The 22,997-nt window shown below is 36.9% G+C and carries 16 protein-coding genes and 1 pseudogene; 1 reads left to right on the forward strand and 16 read right to left on the reverse strand.

Translation table 11 applies throughout. The annotated features are described in order from the left end of the window. The 14 genes and pseudogenes from GBH70_RS14360 to GBH70_RS14425 all read right to left on the reverse strand — a co-directional run. On the reverse strand, positions 1-405 hold a 405-nt coding region (locus GBH70_RS14360), incomplete at its 3' end, for a hypothetical protein (RefSeq protein ID WP_151681673.1). Between the two features lie 326 nt (positions 406-731). After that, positions 732-1,622, reverse strand: coding sequence for a hypothetical protein (locus GBH70_RS14365; RefSeq protein WP_151681674.1), 891 nt, complete (start codon positions 1,620-1,622; stop codon positions 732-734). A 19-nt stretch (positions 1,623-1,641) separates the two neighbouring features. Next, a complete protein-coding gene (locus tag GBH70_RS14370; RefSeq protein ID WP_151681675.1) occupies positions 1,642-3,516 on the reverse strand; it encodes a phage/plasmid primase, P4 family in 1,875 nt (624 codons plus the stop codon). A gap of 90 nt (positions 3,517-3,606) precedes the next feature. Next, positions 3,607-4,356: a helix-turn-helix domain-containing protein gene (locus tag GBH70_RS14375; protein ID WP_172968318.1), complete on the reverse strand. Its 750-nt coding sequence runs from the start codon at positions 4,354-4,356 to the stop codon at positions 3,607-3,609. A 1,568-nt stretch (positions 4,357-5,924) separates the two neighbouring features. Then, positions 5,925-7,843, reverse strand: a pseudogene (gene brxL, locus GBH70_RS14380) (protease Lon-related BREX system protein BrxL). A gap of 18 nt (positions 7,844-7,861) precedes the next feature. Then, complete coding sequence (pglZ, locus tag GBH70_RS14385) at positions 7,862-10,420, reverse strand: BREX-1 system phosphatase PglZ type A (protein WP_151681677.1); 2,559 nt, start codon at positions 10,418-10,420, stop codon at positions 7,862-7,864. A gap of 77 nt (positions 10,421-10,497) precedes the next feature. Then, on the reverse strand, positions 10,498-13,980 hold the full coding sequence (gene pglX / locus GBH70_RS14390; RefSeq protein WP_151681678.1) for a BREX-1 system adenine-specific DNA-methyltransferase PglX: 3,483 nt from the start codon (positions 13,978-13,980) through the stop codon (positions 10,498-10,500). A 13-nt stretch (positions 13,981-13,993) separates the two neighbouring features. Continuing rightward, positions 13,994-17,572 carry a BREX system P-loop protein BrxC gene (gene brxC / locus GBH70_RS14395; protein WP_151681679.1) on the reverse strand — a complete coding sequence of 1,193 codons (3,579 nt, stop codon included), beginning with the start codon at positions 17,570-17,572 and terminating at the stop codon, positions 13,994-13,996. 21 nt (positions 17,573-17,593) lie between these two features. Further along, entirely contained in the window at positions 17,594-18,160 is a 567-nt protein-coding gene (locus GBH70_RS14400) for a DUF1788 domain-containing protein (protein ID WP_151681680.1), read from the reverse strand. Positions 18,161-18,171: 11 nt separating this feature from the next. Further along, entirely contained in the window at positions 18,172-18,768 is a 597-nt protein-coding gene (locus GBH70_RS14405) for a DUF1819 family protein (RefSeq protein WP_151681681.1), read from the reverse strand. 31 nt (positions 18,769-18,799) lie between these two features. Next, positions 18,800-19,036, reverse strand: a complete 237-nt coding sequence (locus GBH70_RS14410) for a TIGR04540 family protein (RefSeq protein ID WP_151681682.1) — start codon at positions 19,034-19,036, stop codon at positions 18,800-18,802. A gap of 192 nt (positions 19,037-19,228) precedes the next feature. Continuing rightward, complete coding sequence (locus GBH70_RS14415; RefSeq protein ID WP_172968319.1) at positions 19,229-19,519, reverse strand: helix-turn-helix domain-containing protein; 291 nt, start codon at positions 19,517-19,519, stop codon at positions 19,229-19,231. A 48-nt stretch (positions 19,520-19,567) separates the two neighbouring features. Continuing rightward, positions 19,568-20,668: an AIPR family protein gene (locus GBH70_RS14420; protein ID WP_151681684.1), complete on the reverse strand. Its 1,101-nt coding sequence runs from the start codon at positions 20,666-20,668 to the stop codon at positions 19,568-19,570. Positions 20,669-20,935: 267 nt separating this feature from the next. Continuing rightward, complete coding sequence (locus GBH70_RS14425; RefSeq protein WP_151681685.1) at positions 20,936-21,211, reverse strand: helix-turn-helix domain-containing protein; 276 nt, start codon at positions 21,209-21,211, stop codon at positions 20,936-20,938. 220 nt (positions 21,212-21,431) lie between these two features. Between GBH70_RS14425 and GBH70_RS14430 the strand changes: the two genes are divergently transcribed. Beyond that, positions 21,432-21,953: a hypothetical protein gene (locus GBH70_RS14430; RefSeq protein ID WP_151681686.1), complete on the forward strand. Its 522-nt coding sequence runs from the start codon at positions 21,432-21,434 to the stop codon at positions 21,951-21,953. A 58-nt stretch (positions 21,954-22,011) separates the two neighbouring features. On the opposite strand, the gene GBH70_RS14435 is transcribed toward GBH70_RS14430, so the two are convergent. Together GBH70_RS14435 and GBH70_RS14440 are read right to left on the reverse strand one after the other, a co-directional pair. After that, positions 22,012-22,356 (reverse strand): DUF6075 family protein, encoded by a 345-nt coding sequence (locus GBH70_RS14435; protein WP_130003793.1) that lies wholly within the window; start codon positions 22,354-22,356, stop codon positions 22,012-22,014. A 226-nt stretch (positions 22,357-22,582) separates the two neighbouring features. Next, on the reverse strand, positions 22,583-22,828 hold the full coding sequence (locus GBH70_RS14440; RefSeq protein ID WP_151681687.1) for a hypothetical protein: 246 nt from the start codon (positions 22,826-22,828) through the stop codon (positions 22,583-22,585). Positions 22,829-22,997 lie beyond the last annotated feature (169 nt).

A 22,997-nucleotide genomic window follows, 5' to 3' on the forward strand; every position in this document is an offset into this window, starting at 1 on the left:
GCCAATAATCTTTTCCTCAAGTTCCTTGGCCTTCTTATAACCGTAGAATTGCTTAACATCTTTTACTTCCAGATAATGTGGCTGCTTCCTTTTGCTCTTATCTCCTTGTTCAGGCTTGTTTTTGGGAAGAGTTTGGAGAGGATTAACGATGGATTGTTTATTCGAAGTTTGGTTGTCGAAGTTTTCAGCGAGGTTGTCATAAATCTGATTAGCTCGATATTGATTCAAAAAGTATTCAATTCCAACCTTTTCAAGGGTGGTTATATCTTTCATATCCTTCAGGACCCATATAACCCCATTTTCTCCGAGGTTCTTCAAGTACGTTTCGATGTCAAAAATGCTATACAGAACTCTTTCCCGTTCTTTCCGATATGAATCCTGTATTTGTTCTACTACTTTATTCAATTTTTTCATCTCCTTATCTATTACTCAAAAAGGAAGGAGATAATGGAACTTTAACAGATTATAAAAGTTCTATTTCTCCTTATCTTTGTCAACTTGGATTTACCCTAGAATTTTATGGGAGTAACGATGAGTTTGGAGGTATCTTTCCAAAGACAACGGATTGAGTAGCTGTATGCTAGCAAATGCTGATGAAATCATTTCGCTAGCAATGGAAACAGGGCTGTAGATTTTTTCCCCTATTTATAATTGGGAATGCGGGTTCATTCATGATAGTACTATCAATGATGGCGAGGAATATCTGGATGATGATAGAAACAGGTACCTGTTCATTCTTTTTGGGATCCTAGCTTTTCCTCTAACTCACGGAAAAATTCCTCAGAGTACGGTGGAAATGAAAAGAATTGTAAATCCTTTGTGACATAGTTATAGCTGTTCTTATCCAAATAGGTATCTTCTTTGGATTCAACAATGAGCAAATCCAGCCCCTTTAGTTTGCTTAACATTTTTTCAAACTCTTTCTTGGATAATCCACTGGAGGTAGAGTAAAAGACGAAACTGGCATATCCGTTCTTATCCTTTCTCTTCGGATTAATGAATCTCAGTCCGTTTTTTAAAATTTTCTCCAAGGCAGGAAAATAATCGTCTAATTTTTGATGTAAATTTGGATAATGCTTCTGTGCTCGTTTCCCTTTGAGTCTTTTCAGGAGACGAATGTTATTTTCATATTTCTGCTCCTCTGCCTTTTCCCAATCCGACTCATCGTATGACACGTTGAGCAAATCAACCAGTTCTCTCCTTGCCATCAGAAAACAATACCCTGAATTAACGTCACAATTTGTCTGGAACGCCCGCAGAAAGTCAAGAATCGTATAACCAACCGCAACATGCTTAGGCGACTTTCGAGTGAAATACCTGTATTCAACATTATCTACACCAACCCAAGCCTCATTCCCAACAAAGACTTCACATGGAAAAATTTCATCCTCCGGTTTATCTGCCATATTAGCAAAAATCATACGAAACACGTTTTGTCTCGTAACGGCATGGATGAAATCATCATGCGTGGTAATGTTCGGAAATAGGGAAGAAGCATCATATTGCTGCTTCCCCCATTTTGTACGGATATTGTCATCTAAAAGTGCCATTTGCAGAGCTTCTTTTTCTCTGTTAAAAGCATTATTGAAAGATCGTTGATTGTGATAAATTGTAAGTGACATCGCATATTCCTCCATTTATCTAATTTTTGTTGATTAGTTTAATTCCTGAAAACTCTACAGCTCTAGTTTCTGCCCCTAGACGTTTAGCAACACCTTCGCTCCCGAATTGACTTTCAATTTGAGAGTTGAAGTCACGCTGAGAGACAGCTGTAAGCCTAGCATCTAAACAAGCCTTCTTGTAGGAATCATAGAGAGTTTTTCCGGATAACTTTGATGACGGATCTAGCTGACAATACTCCTCAGCAAACCAAAGCACATTGTTATTTTGCTTCATGTATTCCAACATCAAGTTTTTAGTTGCTTCGCTTTCCGTAAAGGAATAGTTGTTTTCAATCAAACGCTTCAAACCAATTAAACCCCACTGAACAATACCTTCCCGCTCTTGGAATAGTTTGTCGTTTAAGTCCCTGTCTATCTTCCCCTTGGAAACAACATTCTGGAAGGGAATCAGAACCAATCGTCTGTAGAATCCCGAGGTTGGATCAACAAAGTTCGGAGGAAGTTTGTTTGTGGCAAAAAGTAATCGTGCGGTGTTCTTGAAGTCAAATCCTTTTTCAAATTTATCTTCTGCGTGTAACCTATCTCCGGTGACTAACGCTTTGAATACTCCTGTGTCTTTAATGGACCCTTGCGGTAAATCAGAATATGAATTCAATAGTTTCCCGACCAATCGAACTGTGCTGAATTTTGAACCCAGTTCTTGGAAGGGAATGTTTGATACATAATCGTAACCAATAATTTTTTCAACGAGGTCAATTAAAACTGATTTTCCTGTATTCCCAGGACCGTATAATACAAACGCCTTCTGAGCCTTCATTTCAGTTGTTAATAGATACCCCACCATTTCCTGAACGGTTTTTGCATCATCGTGGGACACAGACTCTTCGATGTACTCAAGAAATCTTGGACATTGTGCATCTGCATTATACTCAACATTCAATTGAAAAGCTGATTTGTAGTTTTGAGTATAGGGCCGGAATGTACCAGTTTCAATGTCAAAAACGCCATTTTTAAAATTGATCTTCCCCTTCATACGAATAGGATCTGTTAACCCATCATCTTTAGGGATTCGCTTCAATAAAAGTTTTTTTACATCCTCGATATTCCTATTCGTGAGGTATTTCGGTGACAGGTAACATAAAATTTCACGTTCAATTTCATCAGTGCTAACCTTTTGAAATATCCCGTTTCCTTTCTCTCTTGCGTAAACCGTTGCCTTACACATGAGCCAATCTTTTTGCTTCAACAGAGTGGAAACAAGGACATTCGGTAGCAACCTTAGACCGCTATTGGACTTCACGTAATGTTCTGGGAGTTGTTTCGAGTCTCCATCGACTTGGCAGTTCATTTTGAAATGATATTGTCTAATTTCATCGAATCGTTTTGATTCAACCCATGGTATATTTGGCTTCCAGGTTGCTTGCCCTTTTAATGGGACAATGCAATCTCTGTCGAAATACTGTACCTTGATATTTTTGTATTGCTGATTTCCAATCAAAGGTCCTTTTACAATCACAATCATAGATGATCCTGTAATTTCCCCATAGAATTCGCCTTCAAGTGTGGCAATGGTTTCTTTTGCTACTTCACTTAATTCTCCATCTGAATTCACCGCATTTTGAATCACAATGGAGATGTATGGGTCTTCTTTTCGTAAAACAAGGCCTATTCCTGCATTTGCAAATTCAGGAGCATTCTCCTTCAGATCCAATGCTTTCTCGAAAGTCATCAAGTTGTCTGGATCACTTTCATCTACTGACGCACCTATGGTTGGATCATAGGCTGTTAGTACTACCTCCTCCCCAATATGCTCTGCTCTGGTACAAACCCAGATGGGAACCTCTCTCAATTCTTGTGGTAGATCGTAGTTCATAGCTTTTTCTTCCATCAACATAATGGTGTCCTCCTTATATAGTGTTGTTCACCACTGCATTGATTGCCTAAAGGCAACAACAGGGTGAAAATATAATGGGGTTTCCCCCATTTAATAAGGTTTTATATAAGGTTTCAACGTCTCGGACACTTTGTCAATTATTACGATTTCTTCTTTTTCCCTTTTGGTTGCCCAATATTCATCGAGTATTGGCAAAGGGATAGACATATCAGCATCCGCATTATACAATGCTTTAATATTGATGCGTTCCAATGATGATTTAATCTCTTCTTTTCGGAGGTTATACTTTTCCACCATTACTTTAATGTTGAAGAATAGCTTGAATCCTTGATCCTCTACTTCAATTAAATATTGCTCTTTTTCTAGTGTTTCGCCTAATCTTAGAACATAACCAACTGCCTTGTCTTCAAAATAAGTCGGTTCGCTGTGAAGCGTAATCTCGTATAAATCTACGATGATTTGACCAATTAATTGTTTTTGTGCTTTGGATAAGGGAATATTGCCATTTTCCGTTGCAACAACCATATTAAATTTGTACAAATCATCAGGAAGAACAATGGACATGCCGCTATGTACTGCCCTTTCGTATATGTGCTCCATTTTAAGACTTTCAAAGACTTCCTTTAGAGAAAGCCCCAATGCCTCAATAAGAACCATAACACAACTAATACTTGGCTCTGTCCGTTTACCATTCTCCAACCTATTGAGATAACTTTCACTGAGACGATAACCAACCTTTTCCGTCTGTTCGGCTAACCTGGCCAGGGACCAGTCTTTGGATTTCCTTGCCCTTAGAATGAGTTTTCCAAAACCAAATCCAATTGTCTTATTTTCTTCCAAAGAAATCACCTCCTTGGAATTAATTTGACTGTTTATAATATTATTCTACTACACCATTGCCTACTGTCAATATCATTTGTGTTCGAGCAGTACATTTTTTATCCAAGGACCTTAGATGGTAATAATGTTTTTCCTATTTTACTGAAAAAGTGCCTTTTTCCCTTATGAAGGTGGGTATCGAAGACATTTACCTAATAGCAAATATGAACCCCCTCACTGGAAAAGAGTTTTTTTAATGGAATTTTCCAATAATTTATTGTATTAGCAACTTGCCATTAGTCAATGTTGTTTGTTTTCTACTTCATTATTTTCTCCATTTTAGCAAAATATAGCTTTATCCTTATCTGAGTAATTATCCTCTCCTACCGCATTACTGCATACGAGTAAAACGAGTGGTTTATTTCACTTTAATCTTTCTCATGATAATATTAAAAACCTTCATTCAATTGAATCAGATGGCAAGAATGAGCCATAATCATGTTGCTATGACAAATGCAGCAAGGTTATTTTAGCCAGGAACAGGTGTTTTATAAAAATCGGCTACCTTGACAATGATTAATGACCTTTATCAAAGAATGATTTGCATTGAATGAAGCACTTATCACTATATACGAGTGAAACGAGTGCATGTTTACATTATTATTGTATTCATATAGCTTCCTCTAAAAGTGAATGATTCTCAATTATAGCCTACCCACAATTTGAATCTTAGATTATTAGCATACGAGTAAAACGAGTGCAACTTTTTATTAATTTATTATACATTCCTCTATTAATGATTACTTAGACTATATCCATCTACCCCATATTGATGTAAGTATTTCCTTTTGCATGAAAAGAATCATAATGATAATTTCCAATAGATAATAGATTACCGCTATAGACATACTTTAGAAAACCTTTACTCGTTTTACTCGTATTTGGATTTATGTTCTATTTATCAAATGCTATCCATTTATTTGGAGCAATTAGTTAATTTAGGCCTTCTATTATTTTAAAGGTAATAATTAGTTCTTATCCCGTTAAGGAAACATAGTAAATAAAAAAAGAATTGCCTTTATACGCTCGTTTCACTCGTATTGGGAATTTTGACCGTCAAGTTAGCTTAATTAGTATTCCTTTGATGAAAACCTATCACCCAACTATGTGTATTTTGTTTTTGACATCATGGGAATCTTTTTTTCTTTCTAACGACGACCCATCGCTAAACTAATAAAAACTTCCTTTAAGGGATCAACAAAAGAAGCTACCGATAGGATCTATTTGAAATTCTCGTATTTTGGGATAAAAATAAAGTGAATTATTGCACTCGTTTTACTCGTTTCCTCTATTTAAAGATTAAGCAGCATTGTTCAAATAACTCGATGTTAATGTCACATGTATCATTGTTCTGCAATTATAAGAGCGTTTCTAAACTTCTTTCCGATGCATGAATGAAGCCTTTTATCACGATTTTAATCAAATATTCAGAAAGGAGACCGCAAATAGAGTACTTAATTAGTTGCACTCTTCTATGAGCAAAAGAAAAAGACCGGAAAACCGATCTCTTCATTAATAAAATATTTTTTTCAACTTACACCTAATGCTTTGAATACTGCATCTATTGGATCAGAGTAAAAAACTGGCTGCACCTTTACCAATAAATCTGGCGGAACGGTTTGCAAATCCATGACAGATGATGCTGGAATCAGCACTTTCTTAGCTCCCGCATCAACACATACTTGCAAGACATTGGCGAACTCTTCTACTTTGGCAATTGTTCCGCCAACTGTCATATTGCCAATTACCACCATGCTCTCCTGCACCGGCTTATTTAATGCCCCTGAGCAAAGACCAATCAATTCGGCAATGGCCAATTCTTCCGTCAACCCAATACCTTGCAAATCACTAATGTGCATGAGGTAGTCTTTCGTCTTGGTGCTAATCGTATTACTGATGCTCTTATTGTTGGCTGCAAAATAACGGAAGGCAGTATCGAGGCTTTCTTTTGCTCCTCGGTGAGAACCGACACCTGATTTATCAAATTTTCCAGTCCCACTTACATGGTTTCTTTGTCTATATAGGAAAACATGACGTCATAAAATTCCATGCCACCAATCTTTTTGAGTTGTTCTTTTACCCGACGGCGGCCTTCCAAAGCATAGTTTAATACCTCTTCTATATCTTCCTTCGTAAATTCTCCATTTGGATAAATCAGTTTGACTAAACCCGAGACAGTTTTGCGAACCGCCACTGTATCACGCTGATTCAGGTTGTTACCAAGTTTAAAATATCGGTCAATCGAATCAGCAAATGACCGCTTTCTCATCTCTCTAAAAAATTCAGCTATATAATCGACAATAAATCCATATTTATCGGTAAAGAAGTCGGGCCGCATTTTTGGAATTTCCCATCCCGGCAAATAGTAATGCATCCGATCAAAAAAGGCTGTATCATTCGCCATTTCTTCCGGGAACGGGGCAAATAGATGTGAGGTCTTTATTAGCGAATCAACACTCTGATTGATATTTCCGACGAATACCATCGAAGCACTCGCATTCTTCTCCTCTTTTCCTCTTGCAAAAGAACCCGAAGCCATATAGTCTTTCATGATTTGAATGCCATCTTTATCTTTAAACCGAATACCGGCGACTTCATCGAATGCTACACAATCCCAAAGGCCAACTAAACCAATCTTTCGGGTGGACATATTATAAAATAAATTTGCAACTGTCGTCTGCCCGCCAGAAACCAATATGGAGTTTGGTGACAACTCTTTATACACATGGGATTTACCAGTACCCCTTGGGCCCAGCTCACACATGTTGTAATTATTTTCAACAAGGGGAACCAAGCGAAGCAGCAGGTGCCATTTGACCCGTTCTTCCAGCTGCGTAGGCTCCATACCAATAGATCGGATTAAGATGTCGATCCACTCATTCTTGGAAAATTGTTTTCGGCCTTCAAAGACTTCATTTATATCCATGCTTGGCATTTGAATTGGCTTTAACCCACTTACATTAAACGGATTAGTGTTTCTGGCTTCTTCATCATAATAATAATCCAATTTGACCATGCACCAGATGCCGCCAACAAGGAGTTTATCAAATTCCTTTACATACATGGATGAAATCGGAACACCTTTTAGTCCCAAGTTGGAAAACTCAGCTTCGTAAGTATCAATCTTCGGATTCAATGCTACCGTCACTTTGTCAATGATTGAATACTGACCTAGCTCCCGTATCCGGGACTTGATTTTTTCCGCCTCATCAGGGCGAACAAAGTTTTCGGCAAGGATTTTCTTAACCCGGTCAATTCCTTCCTGAATGCTATCCTCATCATCCGTGGCAGCATACATACCCAGTAAGTACTCAAGGACGTAAATTGGGACATTGGCTCCTTCTTTGATGAGCTTTGTTAAATCTTTACGTACCACTCTTCCGGCAAAAACGTCATTTAATTTTTTATCTATATCAACAATTAAGCTCTCATTTGTTTTTTCTTCCATTTACGATCCTCCTCCCCGTCAGAAGTCAAAGTCGCTGACAATTCCCAGATTGATGGTGAAAGGTATTCTTTCTACTGCTACACCCGTTTCAGTATCCTTGATATTCAGGTAATAGGTTTTATTACGATCATAGGCAATACTTTTTAAAATAAACCGGAGCTTAAAGGTGCGGTCTGCTGGATTATCAAAGGAACGGTCCCCAATGATCGTCTCTTCATTGGACAAGATATTTCCTTCATCATCGGACATATAAATCACGACAGTACGAGGAATAACTTTGTCTTGAATTTTCTCTGTTTGGAAGAATTCCAGATTGAAAATGCTATTGGTAATCTTCCGAGTTGTATTCGTCAGTTTTATATCAACCTTTTTAATCGCCTTGGCTCCCTTTTGCCCTGAGCGTTTATTTCTAAATGATAAGAGTGGGACGACAATTTCTTGGAGACTAGCTCCACCATGGACAAAATTCACACCCGAGCCTTGCATTTTATAACGGAAGGTTGCTTTAGGTACATAAGCGGTGAGCTGTTCATCATTTTTAATCACGGATGACAGATTGATGGCAAGCTGCCCTGAGACTTCACGCTTCTCTTTGGACAGGATATAACGGCGTTTTACTTCAATCGCTTCCATCGAGCCTAGTCCAATTTTATCGCTTTCCTCTAATGCATCCCGCTGATAAAGGAACCCATGATCGGCCGTGATATACACATTCGTTCCACTCAAATCATCACGTATGATTTTTACTAAGTCATACAATTGATTTAATGCCGTTTCTACTGCATTGAAGGTATAGACTTCGGTTGAAGCCTTATCCCCCATGGCATCAATCGTATCATGGTAAATATAGATGAGCTTTTTACCCTTGAATGCTTCTCTTCGCCCGGCCTTATTCATAGCTAGTATATCTTGAAAATGAACGGCAAAGCTGTCCGGTACTTTTGACTCAATGATCTTTTTGCGGTTTTCTAGTCCTGCTGCGTTATTACCATCTACAAGGACTCTTCCATTGGCATCTATATCAAGCTCTTTATGGGGCAGGAGGGACGGCATTCCTAACTTTGTAATAGAAGGGACAACTCCCAATAATGTTTCCACATCACAAACACCCATGGTTTCCGTATTGAGCCGTTCAGCTAATTCAACACCAATTTCATATCGCATAGCATCTGACACAATCACAAAAACTCGGTCGCCATTCCTAATCTTTGGCCCAATAATAGACGAATAAAAGCTCTGTTGATTTTTCACACCGGGGAGTGACCAATCCTCAGTCATTTCATTTTCAACAGCCTCGGACCAATGAGCACTTAATTCCCCCATGTACCAGTTCGTATACAAGTTCTCGACAAGGGTTTTGAGCTTTTTCAGTAAATCATGATTACTCTCTTCATCAAAGGCCACGTAAAACTTTCGATAATAAGTATCCATGAGATGATACTCTTTGACATAGGATTGATATAGATCAAAAGCCCGCCCCTGTGGAATACCCTGACGATGTTCTTTATAAAACTCATGCATTTTAACCGTATAGTAAAGAGCTTCATATATAGAAGCAAAGTTCTCGTAATAATGTTTTGCTCTTCTCAGTTTAATAAGTTTCGTATATTCCTCATAATCTTCAAGCTGCGTCATTAGACCATTGGCGATGTAAATGATAATCGCTTTATCAATATATGGGAATGTATCGGCCAGTTTAAACGTTTCAACCGGTAAAGTCTTAATGATATTTGAAAGCTGAATTTCCTGCTCAACCATTTCTGCATATTCATCAAACACCACGTAATCCGTTTTATGGTGCATCCAGCGGTCAATAAAGACTGCGGAATTCGTTTTATTCCGCTTTGAAATGAAATCCTTTAGATCTTTTAACTGTTCTTCATCTACCGATTGGCTAAACGTAGTTACGGATAAATGGATAAAGAGGGTTTTTAAGCTCTTCTCTTCTCGCTCGTACCCATAATAATTTTCTACATACTCCCAAAAAACCTTTACGTCAAAAAATTTCTCAAATAGCGATAGGTATTTATTTTCAGCGTCATCCAACGTTTCCATTAGTACTGCTTTTAACACCGCTTCAAAATCAGGTGTTTTGACGTTACATAAGACGCTCATGATCGCCAGCTCAATCATTTCCTCTGTATAGGACTCAATGTTTAATGCTGAAAACTTTCTAAACCGTTCTTTGTTATTGAAAAATTTCTCATACTTTTTGATAACCGATCGTAATGATGGGTCAATGTGTAAGTCACTTAAAATAAGCGAAATCCGATCTGCATAGAATTTTCTCGAATAGAACACCGTATCCGCCAGCCAGTTATCTTCCAAACCTAACTCCATATTTGTATAAATTAAGTATGAAGAAGCAGGATCCTTTTCTTCGAGCAGATATTTTGTATAGAACTGATTGCGATCCGTTAATGAATGAACTTTCACACCTTCTAGGGCAAGCTGTTCGATATCCTCGACGAATTCCTGATCTTTGTCCACCCAAAACACAATCTTACGTTGTTCCCCGTCTTTCAAAGGTTCATTAAAAATCTCGGATAGAGCCAACTCTATCTTATCTATGTTCAATTTCTTCACCATCCTCATTATTAACAGTATACAATAAAGATACACCAGCATCGCCGATGTATCTTTACTTGAACTATTTATATCTTGGCAACGAGTCCTTTGAATTTTTCATAATTCACTTTAACCCCATCATCTAAATCAATTTCAATTTGCATATCCGCCATATGGTGAAGCAATTCATCATATGCCTTCAATTCTTCTATTTTCTTTTCAAGGGATTTCAATTCCTTCTTAGCATTACTGATTTCCTTCGCCGTGGAATCCCCTTCAATAATATCAAGTAACTCTTTCTTCTCAGCATCCAAACGGATTTGATATTCATGCAAATAATCAGTACGGATGCGTGAAAGCGTTGTTTTATCGTAACGGTGCATATAGATAAGACAGTTAAATGCCTTTTCCTTACCGGATGTAAATAACCAATAAATTGGTCGCTTTTTATAGGTCTGAACATGATCTTTGTAGAAGTCATTTAAGAAATAACGACGTAGCGTTTCTTTAGCCGTTTCGCCTTTCTTTCTACCAAGGGCATCCGCCACAAAGTCAAGGTTTTCATTAAGGGTCTCTTCCCCAAATGTAATTCTAACAAAATCAACGAATCTTGAAACGATATCATCTTCAAAATACGCTCCTGGTAATATCGGAATAATATTATCCTTATCCGCAGGGAAAGTTTTATATCGGGAAGGATCAAATTCCCCCCCTGCATAAACCAAACCTTCCTCGTCAAGGGAATAACGGCCAAAGGAACAGCCGATAGCATAAGAAATAAAGCTCTTTATATCACGTTCCAGATCCGCTTTAAAAACAGTGATCTTATTTTCCTCAACTTCGGGGTCTAGTTCTTCTTGTAAGCCATAAATTTCAATAAAAATTCTATTTAATTCTTCTTCATTTGCCTTGATTTCTGCGAAATACTTTTCAGTTAACTTTACCCATTCATTGAAGGCATTGTGTAATTTCCCCAAATCTCTCCATTGCATTAAAGGGTGGTATAAAAAGTCCCAACTTATTTCAGAGCTATCCCAATCGGCCTTAGAAATAGTAATGTTTTGATCAACAAGTTTGTCAACTTCATCCCTGTAATTTTCATCAAAAATAATTGGTAGCTTATTCATATTACCTGCAGTCAAATTTAAGGTTGGTGCAATAAATTCAAAAGATTTTAATGCAACCTTTGTATTGACATAGCCAAGTACGTATTTTAAATACCTTTCATCCTTTAAAAACATTGAATCTCCTGATTGGTCAAAAATGAACCCTGATGGTAAATACCTTAGAAAAAAGTCAGAACTCCCTATTCTTTTCCAAGATATCCCTTGTCTAAAAAAGTAAGATTCATTCCTAATAACTGATCCTTTTTCCGATTTAATTCTTTCTCCGTCATTACCCCATAAAACGACATTATAGTGATTTCCGTACCATTTTCTACTTTCCCCACCACAGTTATATTTCTTCCACTTCTTGTCTTTCGAAAAAATGCTTGTTTCATCAAAGGAAACTTCATACCAGTTTCGTACATACAAATCATTGTTACCGGTTTGCATTCCAGTACAACAATTCGCAACTTCATTTAATGTTTTTCCTTTATCAAAGACTTCAATAAAATTGTCACTTACCCAATATGCAATTGGGATTCCTGGAATTTTGCTGAAATTCCCTTGGTCAAATAAATAATAATAATTAAGTAGTTTCTTTACTACTGACTCAATTGCCTTTTCTCTTTTTTCACTTGCAGTTTTTTCATTAATAAGTCTTACATAAATACCCTTTTTCTTTAAAGACTCCGTATTTCTCAAGACAAATGTAGTTGATTGTACAACTTCACCGCCAATTTCCTCAAATGCTCTGGGCCCTAAGTGTAACATCGTGTCAATAAATTTGTTTTCGATGATTTTTTCTCTTAACTTTTCGTAACTCGATAAGAACATCCATGAATGTTGGTTAATCGCAGCATAAAAGCCGTTGGGTTTTAAATAGTAATCAATCTCCATAAAGGCTGCAAATAAATCAGACTTGGAGTCAGGATAGTTCGTTTTAAGGAATTCGGATAATTCCTTATTCATATTGCCTGAGCCCATATAAGGTGGGTTCAAAATAACCACATTGTACTGTTGGACCATAATTTTTGTTTGTTTCAGTAATTTAGGAATCAATGATAAAACTCTTTCTCGCTTTTCTATCTGAAAAATATCATCAACAGGTGTGGACTTGATTTCACATAACCTTTTTTTCAAATAGGTTATGTCTGTATCCACCACTTTGATGAGCGATCCAAAAGTCTTGGCATTTACATACTGATCAACAAAGGACTTTATAGAATCAAATTTTTCACCGTTTGATTCCCCGACAAGATACTCTATATCATCATCCGTCCAACCATTCGTTTCCTGAATAGATGCAAGATTTAGATTTAAACCATCTCGTTCAATACTTCTTAAAAAGCGACGGTTATACTCTAATGCTTTCATGACTACCGAAAAACAAGCCAACTGGTAAGCTCGATCATCAATATCTAACCCAAATAGATTATTTTCAATAATCAATCTCGGTATCTCTCGTTCCATGTAACCACATTTACTGTAAATCTCATAAAGGACATCAAACATATAAACAAGAATGTGACCACTTCCCATTGCGGGATCAAGGCACTTAATATCTTCAACATTCAATTCTTTGTTCACATATGGTGCGATTTTTTCTTGAAAATCTTCTTCATGTTCCAAATAAAATTCCCAATCATTTGTTAACTCTTTATGTTCTGGGTGTGCTTCAACCCAGTAACGTCCAAGTGCATTTTGCACCATATAGCGAACAATCCAATCAGGGGTAAACAACTGCGTAGCAAAAGGAATTTCTTCAGCTTTATACTTCTTCTTTTCACTAAAGACTCTATCTTTTTCTTCAGCTATATAAAATTGATAGAGCCAACCGATAATCTCAATTTTCTCCCAGTTATCTTCTGGAATCACCTCGGTATTAGTCATATGGCGAACAAAAGAATCGGTTGCGAGCAAGCCATCTGGAAAGAGGATTTCCGTATAATCGTTAATTTTTTCAAACATGAACGGCATGTAGCGATTTAAGTCATTGCAATGTTTGATAATAAGATACTTGAACAACTCCTCTGACTTGTTGTTCATTTTCAGTTCATAAACATATTCTTTATCAATATCTAAATCCAATGACAAAGTCTCTTTCATCATATCTGGCTCGGTGCTGTCGGCGTTCGTGGAAGATAACACTCTTACTTTAGTTGGAAGGTAGTCATTCACTTCCATAAAACGCAAGGCGGTAAAGCGGTTAAACCAAGTATAGGCAACCTCCTCCATCACCCGCTTGAATCCTATCTGGTTAATCCGGTCAATCAATCTGTCTCTTTGGTTTTTTTCTTCCTTTGTAAGCTGTCTGCCATCAATAAAGATGGCATCCGAGCTTTCAATCTCTGCTTTTTTAATGTTATCTTCGGTGATTCCAATTTTCATAGCCCTTACTTCGACTTTTTTCAGCAATTCTCTTCGGGCATTCGTCGCAAAGGTTTTTAATGCCGATTTATTCATCATGTCACCCCTGTTAATCAATAAACTCAATTTGTTTATTTTCCTTAATGATTTGCTTCAATTTAGACGATAAGTTCTGAATGTAACTATCTACTTCCGCCTCTGTCTTCAGTGTTTTGACAGCGACCAATTGTGACACTTTGACGATTTTAATCTGCTTTTGAATCGGAGGTGCGACAGGTTCAACAACAACTCCGCCACCTGAACGCTTTCTTTCCTCTTCTTTCTTCCGCTGCCATTCCGCAATTTCTCTTTGAATGCCCCGCTCCATTCTTTCCTTAAATGTGGCACTTTGCGAAACGATTGCATCCACTTTATAAATATCCGAGAAAGTATCCACATTACCGTTAAGATTTTTATAATAGTTCGCTACTTTTTCTTTTGTTCCATTAGAAACACCATACTGTGAGGTTAGTAAGGATAAGTAATCATAATCCTCTTTCAATTTTATCCGTGCATTGTCCTTTTTCTCGTTCAATACCTCTTTAATTTGTTCATCCATCACATGAATGAGTTCTGGAATATCTTTAATTTTTTTGTAAGGAATAGGGTCCTCAACAATGGCACGGAGTTTGTTCATTGCCGATTCAATTTCTTCTCCATACAGATAGGTTTTATTATCTTCATATTTTTTCAAGGCAGCCAAACCATCATCAAAAATCTTCTTTTGATCCGTACCGAAGAAACTTTTGACATAAACTATATCTTCTTCCCAATCTAAAAGGTTATCTCCCAATTCTTTTAACTTAGTGAAGTACGAGACATTATCAAGGCCATTGTGGAACTCTCCAAAGTATTCCAATCCTTTATCAAGCAGGCTCATTCCAGGGTACTTTCTCCCTTCGTAACGAGCCTTGTAACCTTTAATTTCTTGAATCTGCTTTTCAATAAGAACCTTAATGTCTCTTAATAGTCCATCTTCGTCATCGGCTAGATCCGTTTTATTAAAAACATCTTTACAGATACTCTTAGCTGTTTTGATTAGTTTTTCATCGACTTTGACTCGTTTTAACACAATGGCCGAATCGGCCTCAGCCATTTTAGTAAAAATGGTGACCAATGTATTAACATTTTCTTTCGGCTCCAGATATTCTGCATGATACCTAATCCGGATACGTTGCTCCTTTAATAAACGGGCAATAAGGCCTGCTATATCGAGTTGTTTCCACCCATAAGGTTTGTCAGTGAAACGATCATATAGAATCTTTACCCTCACCTGTTTCTTGAGGTCATCTTGTAAACTAATAAATTCATACACCTTTTGCTTGGCTAACTCATTTGGATCGCTTTTCAAGGTGCCTGCAAATGAGAGTTGTTCATCATTTGGTGCCAGTATTGAAATTAAATTCCGTTCATTTTCCAGATGTTCTTTCACATAACCAAGCATGGTATAAACGTTTTCTACTAGCAGAGTAAAGGCAGCGTTGATCTTCTCACGAACAGTTGACCCTTTAATGTCTACCTTATCACCATTGATAAAGAAGGAACCATTCTTAATCGCATCTTCTAATAGTTCACGAACTCTTCTTCTCCGTTCTCGGACTTCTGCTTGTTTGTTATTTAAAATATTTTGGATGTTTTCAGGAAGTTGAGTGATATTGGTTTTTTTCCGAAATTCTTCAATCCGCAGGGCTTCCTCCATTTCCTCAATATAGGCACCACTACCACCAAGTTTTATTATCAATTCGCCACTACCTTGGGTCATCATCATTAATTCTTGTTCAGATTTATAGTAATGGTCCGACAACGGCGACAGGATTTGCATGCCAATATTGGAAGTTTGGTTGCCGTAAGTCTTCTCATCCATCTTCTGGTTGTAGGTAAACGAGTAATCACTGGAATAACGGAATCGTTTTTCGTCATAAAGATCCTGGAAAATGTAGTTGGCAAGTTCCCTTTTGACAAAGTCCTCATCTATGTTTAATGATTTAATTTCTCGGTTGATGTCCTGCTCGTCATCGGTCAGGAAAATATAGTTCTCACCATTCTTCTGAATCAATGTCTGAGAAATCAATTTTCTTAGTGATGTCTTGATTTTCTCTTTAAGTTGCAATTTATCTTCGTCAATATGTGTCACCATCAGTGTGGCAATGTTATCAAGATTAGCCGGCAATTCTTTGATATACTTAATCATGAAAAGTACTTTTAAAAGGTCTATATTGAACTTGTCATCTTTTAAAGCTGGATTTTCATAGGCACCTTCAATAACCCTTGAAATGGAAGGGTTTAAGAACTCTTTAATGGTGTCATAAAAGGCATAAAATGGGATCAATATGCCTTCTTCAGCATCTTTATAGTGAAGGCCCGCCTCTTTAAACGCCGATAGCATAGACCTTTCCCCTTCAGATAAATGCTTACCGGAAGAACCGTGTTTACGAACCTGTTCAAATACATTTTGAAGGAGCTTAAACTGATATGGAATGAAAGGGTACACATCTGCAAATTCTTGTTCATTGTCAAAGCCACGTAAATCCGCTGTGCTTTCACGGAAACTAATCAAGTTTTTCAATATCGCACTTTTCTCTGGATAAAGGAGCTTTAATCTATCGTTTGCAAAGTCCTTTTTCAAGAGAATACGCTTTTTGATAACTTCATCAACTGAGATAGATGATAGAGACAGTCTTGTGTCAAACCGACCTTGGATACGAGAGAAGTCATCCCCTTTGACCTTGATAATGCTGTCAATGCTTTCTTGGGAAGTGACCATAATCCAAACCTTCCCATGGCAGTGTGTTCCCAAATCCTCTGCTACTGTTTGCAAGTTTAACATTAAATTACGGTTATCCCCGATATATTGACCAATCTCATCGACTAGAAAGATAAGGTGAAAGTTTTTCCCTTTACTATTGACGTATTCACTTACATCTTTAGCAAACTTTTCAATACTAATTTCAAAATTGTTTACACCGTTTTCAAACCAGTTCCGTGCTGATTCCTCAGTCATATCGGTGACTTTCGTTAAGGCCCCTATAACATAATCCTCGTCGAAATAAAAGCTATTACGACGCTCTTCCCATGATTCGCCTGCTAATGCCTTAAATTCCGTTTTAAACGCTTCATATACCCCTTGCTTGTCAAGGTACTTTTCCATTTCAGCAACGCCAGGAATATCCCCATAATAGCCACGATGCTCATAAAAAACCTTCATAAATACCCGAAGAATGGCATCTTCCTTGGACTTATTGTCCAGTGAACTCTTGGAATCAATGTTGAAAAGGATGACTTCCGTGTCAACATCTCCTGTACGTTTCATATTGGCGTATACAAGTGGGTCCTGAACTTTATCTTTAAAGAAGTCAATGGCACGCTTACCTTTGACCATTTTGTTTTCAAGCAAATAGGCAAGGATTTTTAGGAAGTGTGATTTACCGGAACCAAAGAAACCGGAAATCCAAACACCCATTTTATCGGTAATACCGTCAATCCCCTTCTGATAGTTCTCGTAGAACTTGGAGAGGTGCTTTTGTAATTCACGAGTAACGACATACTCGTCCAATTCCTGGTAAATGTTATCTTCATCCTGTTGAGCCACTTTAATGACTCCACGAATATCACGTTCAATGTCTTTCTGAAACATCTCTTTAATGTTCACCTGTACTCCCCCTATCTCTTTTTAATCAACCAATCGAAAAGCCCGGTAATAATTATCATCCTTGAATTTTCCAAATAACTGTAAAGACTGACCATCATATTTACCTGGAAAAAACATGATGACAGGTATATCGTCCAACACTTCTTGTAAATTGTTTAAAATATTATGAGACCGGACAAACGGATAAACCTTTCCTATTCCAGTGAGGAACACCACATTATAGCCATTCACCTGTTCACTGATCTTTCTTAAAAAGGCCTCTGGCTTCGCAAAGTTCGTCAAGGCTTTAAACAATTGGTCTTGCCCTTGACGTTCTTCCATCTCAAAAATACGGTTGAAAATCCTTTTTTCTTTTGCAATATCTAGCAGCATTTTATATAGATCGAATTCAATGATTCTTCGGTTAGATCCTTCATAATTGAATTCCTTTTTTATGTGCTTGATATAGTCCCTTACCTCGAGCTCGTGTTCTGGCTCATAATCGAACACATAAAAACTAATCTCATTACCGAGTCCACGACCTTCAATAAATTTATCTTCTTTTATTTTTGGTATGATTTGGTCCAGCCTTGCATGGAAATTTGACACATGTTCACCCCCTACTCACCCATAGCTCTGATATAACGTACGTCACCAATCTGGGTAAGATGATTTCTTATTTGTTCATCAATAATAAGACGATTAAGTTCTTTACCTTTTCTTGTTCTTAACATTCCACTTTCGTACAACACCTGCATATAGGCTCTTTTTAACTTCTCTATATTTATATCACTCCAGCTTGCCACTTTTTCGCTTTGCTCCGATTTAGCAGCGAAGAAAAGATTGATGTCCTTCTTTTCTATTAAGTAGTCATTATTGTGTAACTTTTCGGCGATAACTTCTTCCATGAATTCATAAAACAGCAAATCCGTTTTCATAATCGCATAAAGGTTCAATACCTTTCCCATCTCTACTGAGCCTTCGAGTATCAGGGATGCAAGAGTGTCATCAATAACCTCTGCTCTTTTCATAACGGAAGGCAATGCTCGATTAATTCGACCTTGATTGTTAAATTGAAACAGGTTTTCCTCTTTTATCTTTCTCCGTATATCCTGATTGGAAAGGCCGAGTCGTTTCAATTTTAAGACCTGTTTTAATTCAAAAAACAAAAAGGAGGCCCCGTTTAAACTTGAAGAATATACTAATTCCATTGTCATATAATCAAACCTTTCGGACAAGACTATTTTCCTATCTTTTCTCCAATACCTTTCCCACCACAGCTAACCGCCTTTTACCACATTGTTGCTGAACGATTGTCGTAAATTGATTATCCTTCATCAACTTGTCCGGATTGTTTTCGTACATCTTCAGTATGCCGTTAATGAGTTCAGGCTCTTTGATTTCTTCTTGCCAATACGCATCCACTAGCTTGTTTAAAGCGGTTGCCAATTCTCGTTGTGTTCGATAAAAGAGTTTCAACTCCAAGAGATTTCACCTCAAACCCCAGTTTTACTTAACTCTTATTTTACTCTTACTTATTAAAGAACACAATGGAATATAAAGACACCATCAAAGGAATTACGATTGAAAATAAACCTAGATAACATCAAAGAAAAGGAATCACCCGAAATTGCTATCATAATAGCAATAGTGATTCCCAAGAATACGAATACCATTTTATTTCAATAACCTCAAATGCCCCCCAGAAGTTTCCTTAGATGGGCTTGTTTCCCCTTTGACAGTTTCTTGGGGATATTTTGATAAATCCTTCGTCTCTAAACCAAAGTATTTAATCAACTGAGAGACAACCTTTTGAGAGGGAGTTACCTTGCCCTTTTCAATGCGAAAAATATAGCTTGCAGAAACACCAACACCCGCTCCTACGTCTTCGAACGTTAAAAAGCGTTTTTCCCTTTCATTTTTTAATAGTGTGGATACATTAAGATTTTGATAATCTAGTGTTTTCATCTTCATCTTTCCTTTCATGTGAGTTTTTCAATCAATTACCATATCCTTTTATTCAACAGGGATTATATTATGTTCCAAGTCTGCCGTCAGCATGATATTTTGTATCTCTTGGTAAATGTTCTTTTCCCTTGAGATTTCCGATACCTTCAAACCCTCATCTTCATAAATTTTCAATTGATTTACAATTTGAGGGAATACCCTTTTCGTTAAATCCTTCAAGTGCTCAATATCATAATTCTTTTTAAAGCATGGGTAGAGCGTTTTCGGGACATAAACTGCAAAATTCAACGCATTAAGAATATTGAACATCAATGAATCAGTAATGACCCCTTTGCGAATCCACCCTGTCTTTTTCAAATTCCTTTTTATACACACAATACATTCTTCATCCGAACGGATAAACAGATAAAGGTCAATAAGATCCTTCAATATATAACGGATTCTTTCTAAATAGAGCTTGCCATCGTTGTGTTTTTTCACAACGTCGCCTTTATTTCGTAGATAGCTCTGAAACTTCCTGTAATCTTTATTAACAAAACGATGCGTACGCTCATTTACCTGATAAATACCCGCTATATGCAAGATTGTCGCAATATCCAAGTCGTACTTATCACTTTCTTTATATTTAATGGGGTAATCAGGTAAAATCTTTTTCACCCATTCGTAACGTTCAAGTTTTTCCCCACGGCTTATTTCCTTTGTTGGAGTACTTGAATTTTTTACAACAATAATGTCGACGATTTCCTCTTCTGGAACATCAAAATATATAACCAAAATCACATAACTATTAGGCTTCCCATCCGTTTCTTGGACATTTTCAGTGTGTATGCCATTGAAAATACCCTGTCCCTTTTTGAAAAACAAGGTTATTGTTCCATCTTCATTTCTAATGTACGATTCCGCTATTATATGAATACCGTTATTCATGTAGAGAAATAACTCGGGCTTGTTACGAAGTGTTTTCTTCATTTCTGGTACATATTTATTTACATCCCCCATGAAATCCCTGGTATTCGGCTTGTTGGGAATATCATTAGTCTTTTCCCGCAATTCCTTCCCTGAAACAAATCCCATGAGTATCTTTTTATTGTTGATCATATATTCTTTTAAATCAGCATCAATGGTAACTGACTTTAAGTCTTCTTTCATATTTTTATGCTCCTTTCAAAAAACTGCTTGTGACTTACACTATTATACTATTATTTTAATATAATGTAAAAAAATACCATTTACTATAGTCAAAAGAAAAAGTGATGCAAAACCATGCTAAACCCTTATATAATGCAGTTTTGTTTGCAAATACCTAATAAACCCATTTTATGTAATTTTACCCAATTGCATAAATTAGAGAAGAAAAAAGCTACTGACTCTTAGAATTAACCTCTCGGTCAGTAGCTTTTCTTTAAGCAGCTAGTTTTATTTAATTTCCTCTTTTGAAATCAATTGCCTCAAATATAAATGGATTTCCTCTGTCGACCAGCACAATCCAGAGGTTAGAATGCGTACTCGAACGTCAAGATCCGGATTCCGCTTGTTATTCTCTATCCTCCACAAATACGAAGCACTAAGAAAAACAAGTTCAGCCAAATCTTGCAACGTTAAATGATTCATTATCCGAAAATCATGTACGACACCACCAAAATTCTTTACCGCTTCATCAACTTTTTTATACTTATCCGTTTGTTCCTGCATTTCGATTTTCCTCCTTGTTATTTATACTAGATATTCATCTAGTCCCTGATTTTTAGAATTCCTTATATGATAGACTTCAAAACTAATAATATTCCTTGCTAGAACACGTTCAGCAACTTTTTATTTTCGCAACTGGAATATATTAAATTGCTGAAATCTACTATAAAGAAGGATGAGAAATCTAATGAATTATTCGCAAAGAAATGAAGGAGTGATGCATATGGACGCAAGAGAGTTTCAAGAGATGCCTTTACTTAAACGTGCAGAGTTTATCAATTATCTAATCTTAAAGGAAGGTGCAGATGAGCCACTTAAAAGTGCTGCAGAGGCAGTGGGGATGAGTTACTCGGCATTTTGTAAAGAAATGAGAAGGGGGGGCTATACCTACTCACAGAGTAAAAAGCAATACGAAAAGACTCTATCAATAGAGGAATACAAGGAAATTCAATCTGCCATCCCGAATAATGAAGGAAATGATGAGGTTATGCGGTTCCTTACAAGCCATTTGGACGAGATTAAGAACCTTTTAATCACACATAAATCTCAGTTGATACTGGATCCACAGGTTTACGATCCAACGTCCGAAAGTATAACGAAGTCGTTTGTTGTGAACAAGGACATTTACGACAAATTCACTGAGTTATCTACAACGAGATTTCCACATCTTCGTTTAAGGGATATCGTCTCACATTGCCTTTTATGCTTTATCAAGCAGTATGAAGAAACTCCATCAGCATCTTGATGGAGTTCTTGCTTTATGGACTGTCAATATCATTTAAAGCTAATTTCTAACCAATGGACTATGCCACAATAAATCTCATCTTGATGGCCTCAATGGCTAACCTTCTGTTTTGTTGATCGAGATAGGAAAACATTTCCACTATCGTGCCGCAATAGTAGTTGTTATACAAATTGAAGGCTAACTCAATTAAGTCGTGAGCACTTGTGGAAAGATCAATACTGCGGAAACACTCCGGCCGAATCATCCGTTCTTCAAAGTCGTATAAAGTTTCCACTTTGTTAAACAAGTCTTGATTCCCCGCAAAAATATAAAACATAGCCTTTCTTTCAACATCTGATGGATTGGTGCCATCCCTTTGAATCAGTTTTTGATACTGCTCCTCGTGATCTGGAAACAAAAACATAGAGTTCCCTCCTATTTTTAGAACTCTTATGTTCTATGCTGTTGATAGGGGAAAAATAATCAAAAGGACTCCGAAGCTCTTAAAAACTTAAAATCCCGTATACGCCTTCTCTTGCTCCAAATAATATCGAGAAATAAAAACTTAGTTCATGGGTATTGACTGCAAATCTAACAAGGCTTCAACCGGTGATCCATAAACCATCAATTCGTTTGTTACAATAGTTAGTCTAGTTAAAGTCATTGAGCTTAGGTCTTGTTAAAAATTCAATAGTTACCATGCGGTAAACCCGATTATCCCACTTAAAAACATGTACATCCAGCAATTCTCTTCCACTATTTTCAATTTTTTTCTTTTCGCACTCTATAAATTCATCAATAAGCGTTTCACTACAAATTAGTGCGGAAATTTCTGTCCCTGCCCATTTCCAAATATCTGGCGACTGTTTTTTGATTAAATCAGTTTTGATGTCCATTTATTACCTCCAAATAAATAGTTCATTCTTTTCTTATGTCTTGTTGTCTATAAATAAGCCCTTTAAAAACTCTTCAAAATCTTTATCTTCTAAGTAAAATAAATCAACAAATGATATGGGCTGCGTCAACCCATTTTCATTTACTTCATAGCCTTTTCTTTTTCCAAAC

It is taken from the genome of Weizmannia acidilactici, assembly GCF_008974225.1.
GTDB classification, from domain to species: Bacteria; Bacillota; Bacilli; order Bacillales; family Bacillaceae_C; genus Weizmannia; species Weizmannia acidilactici.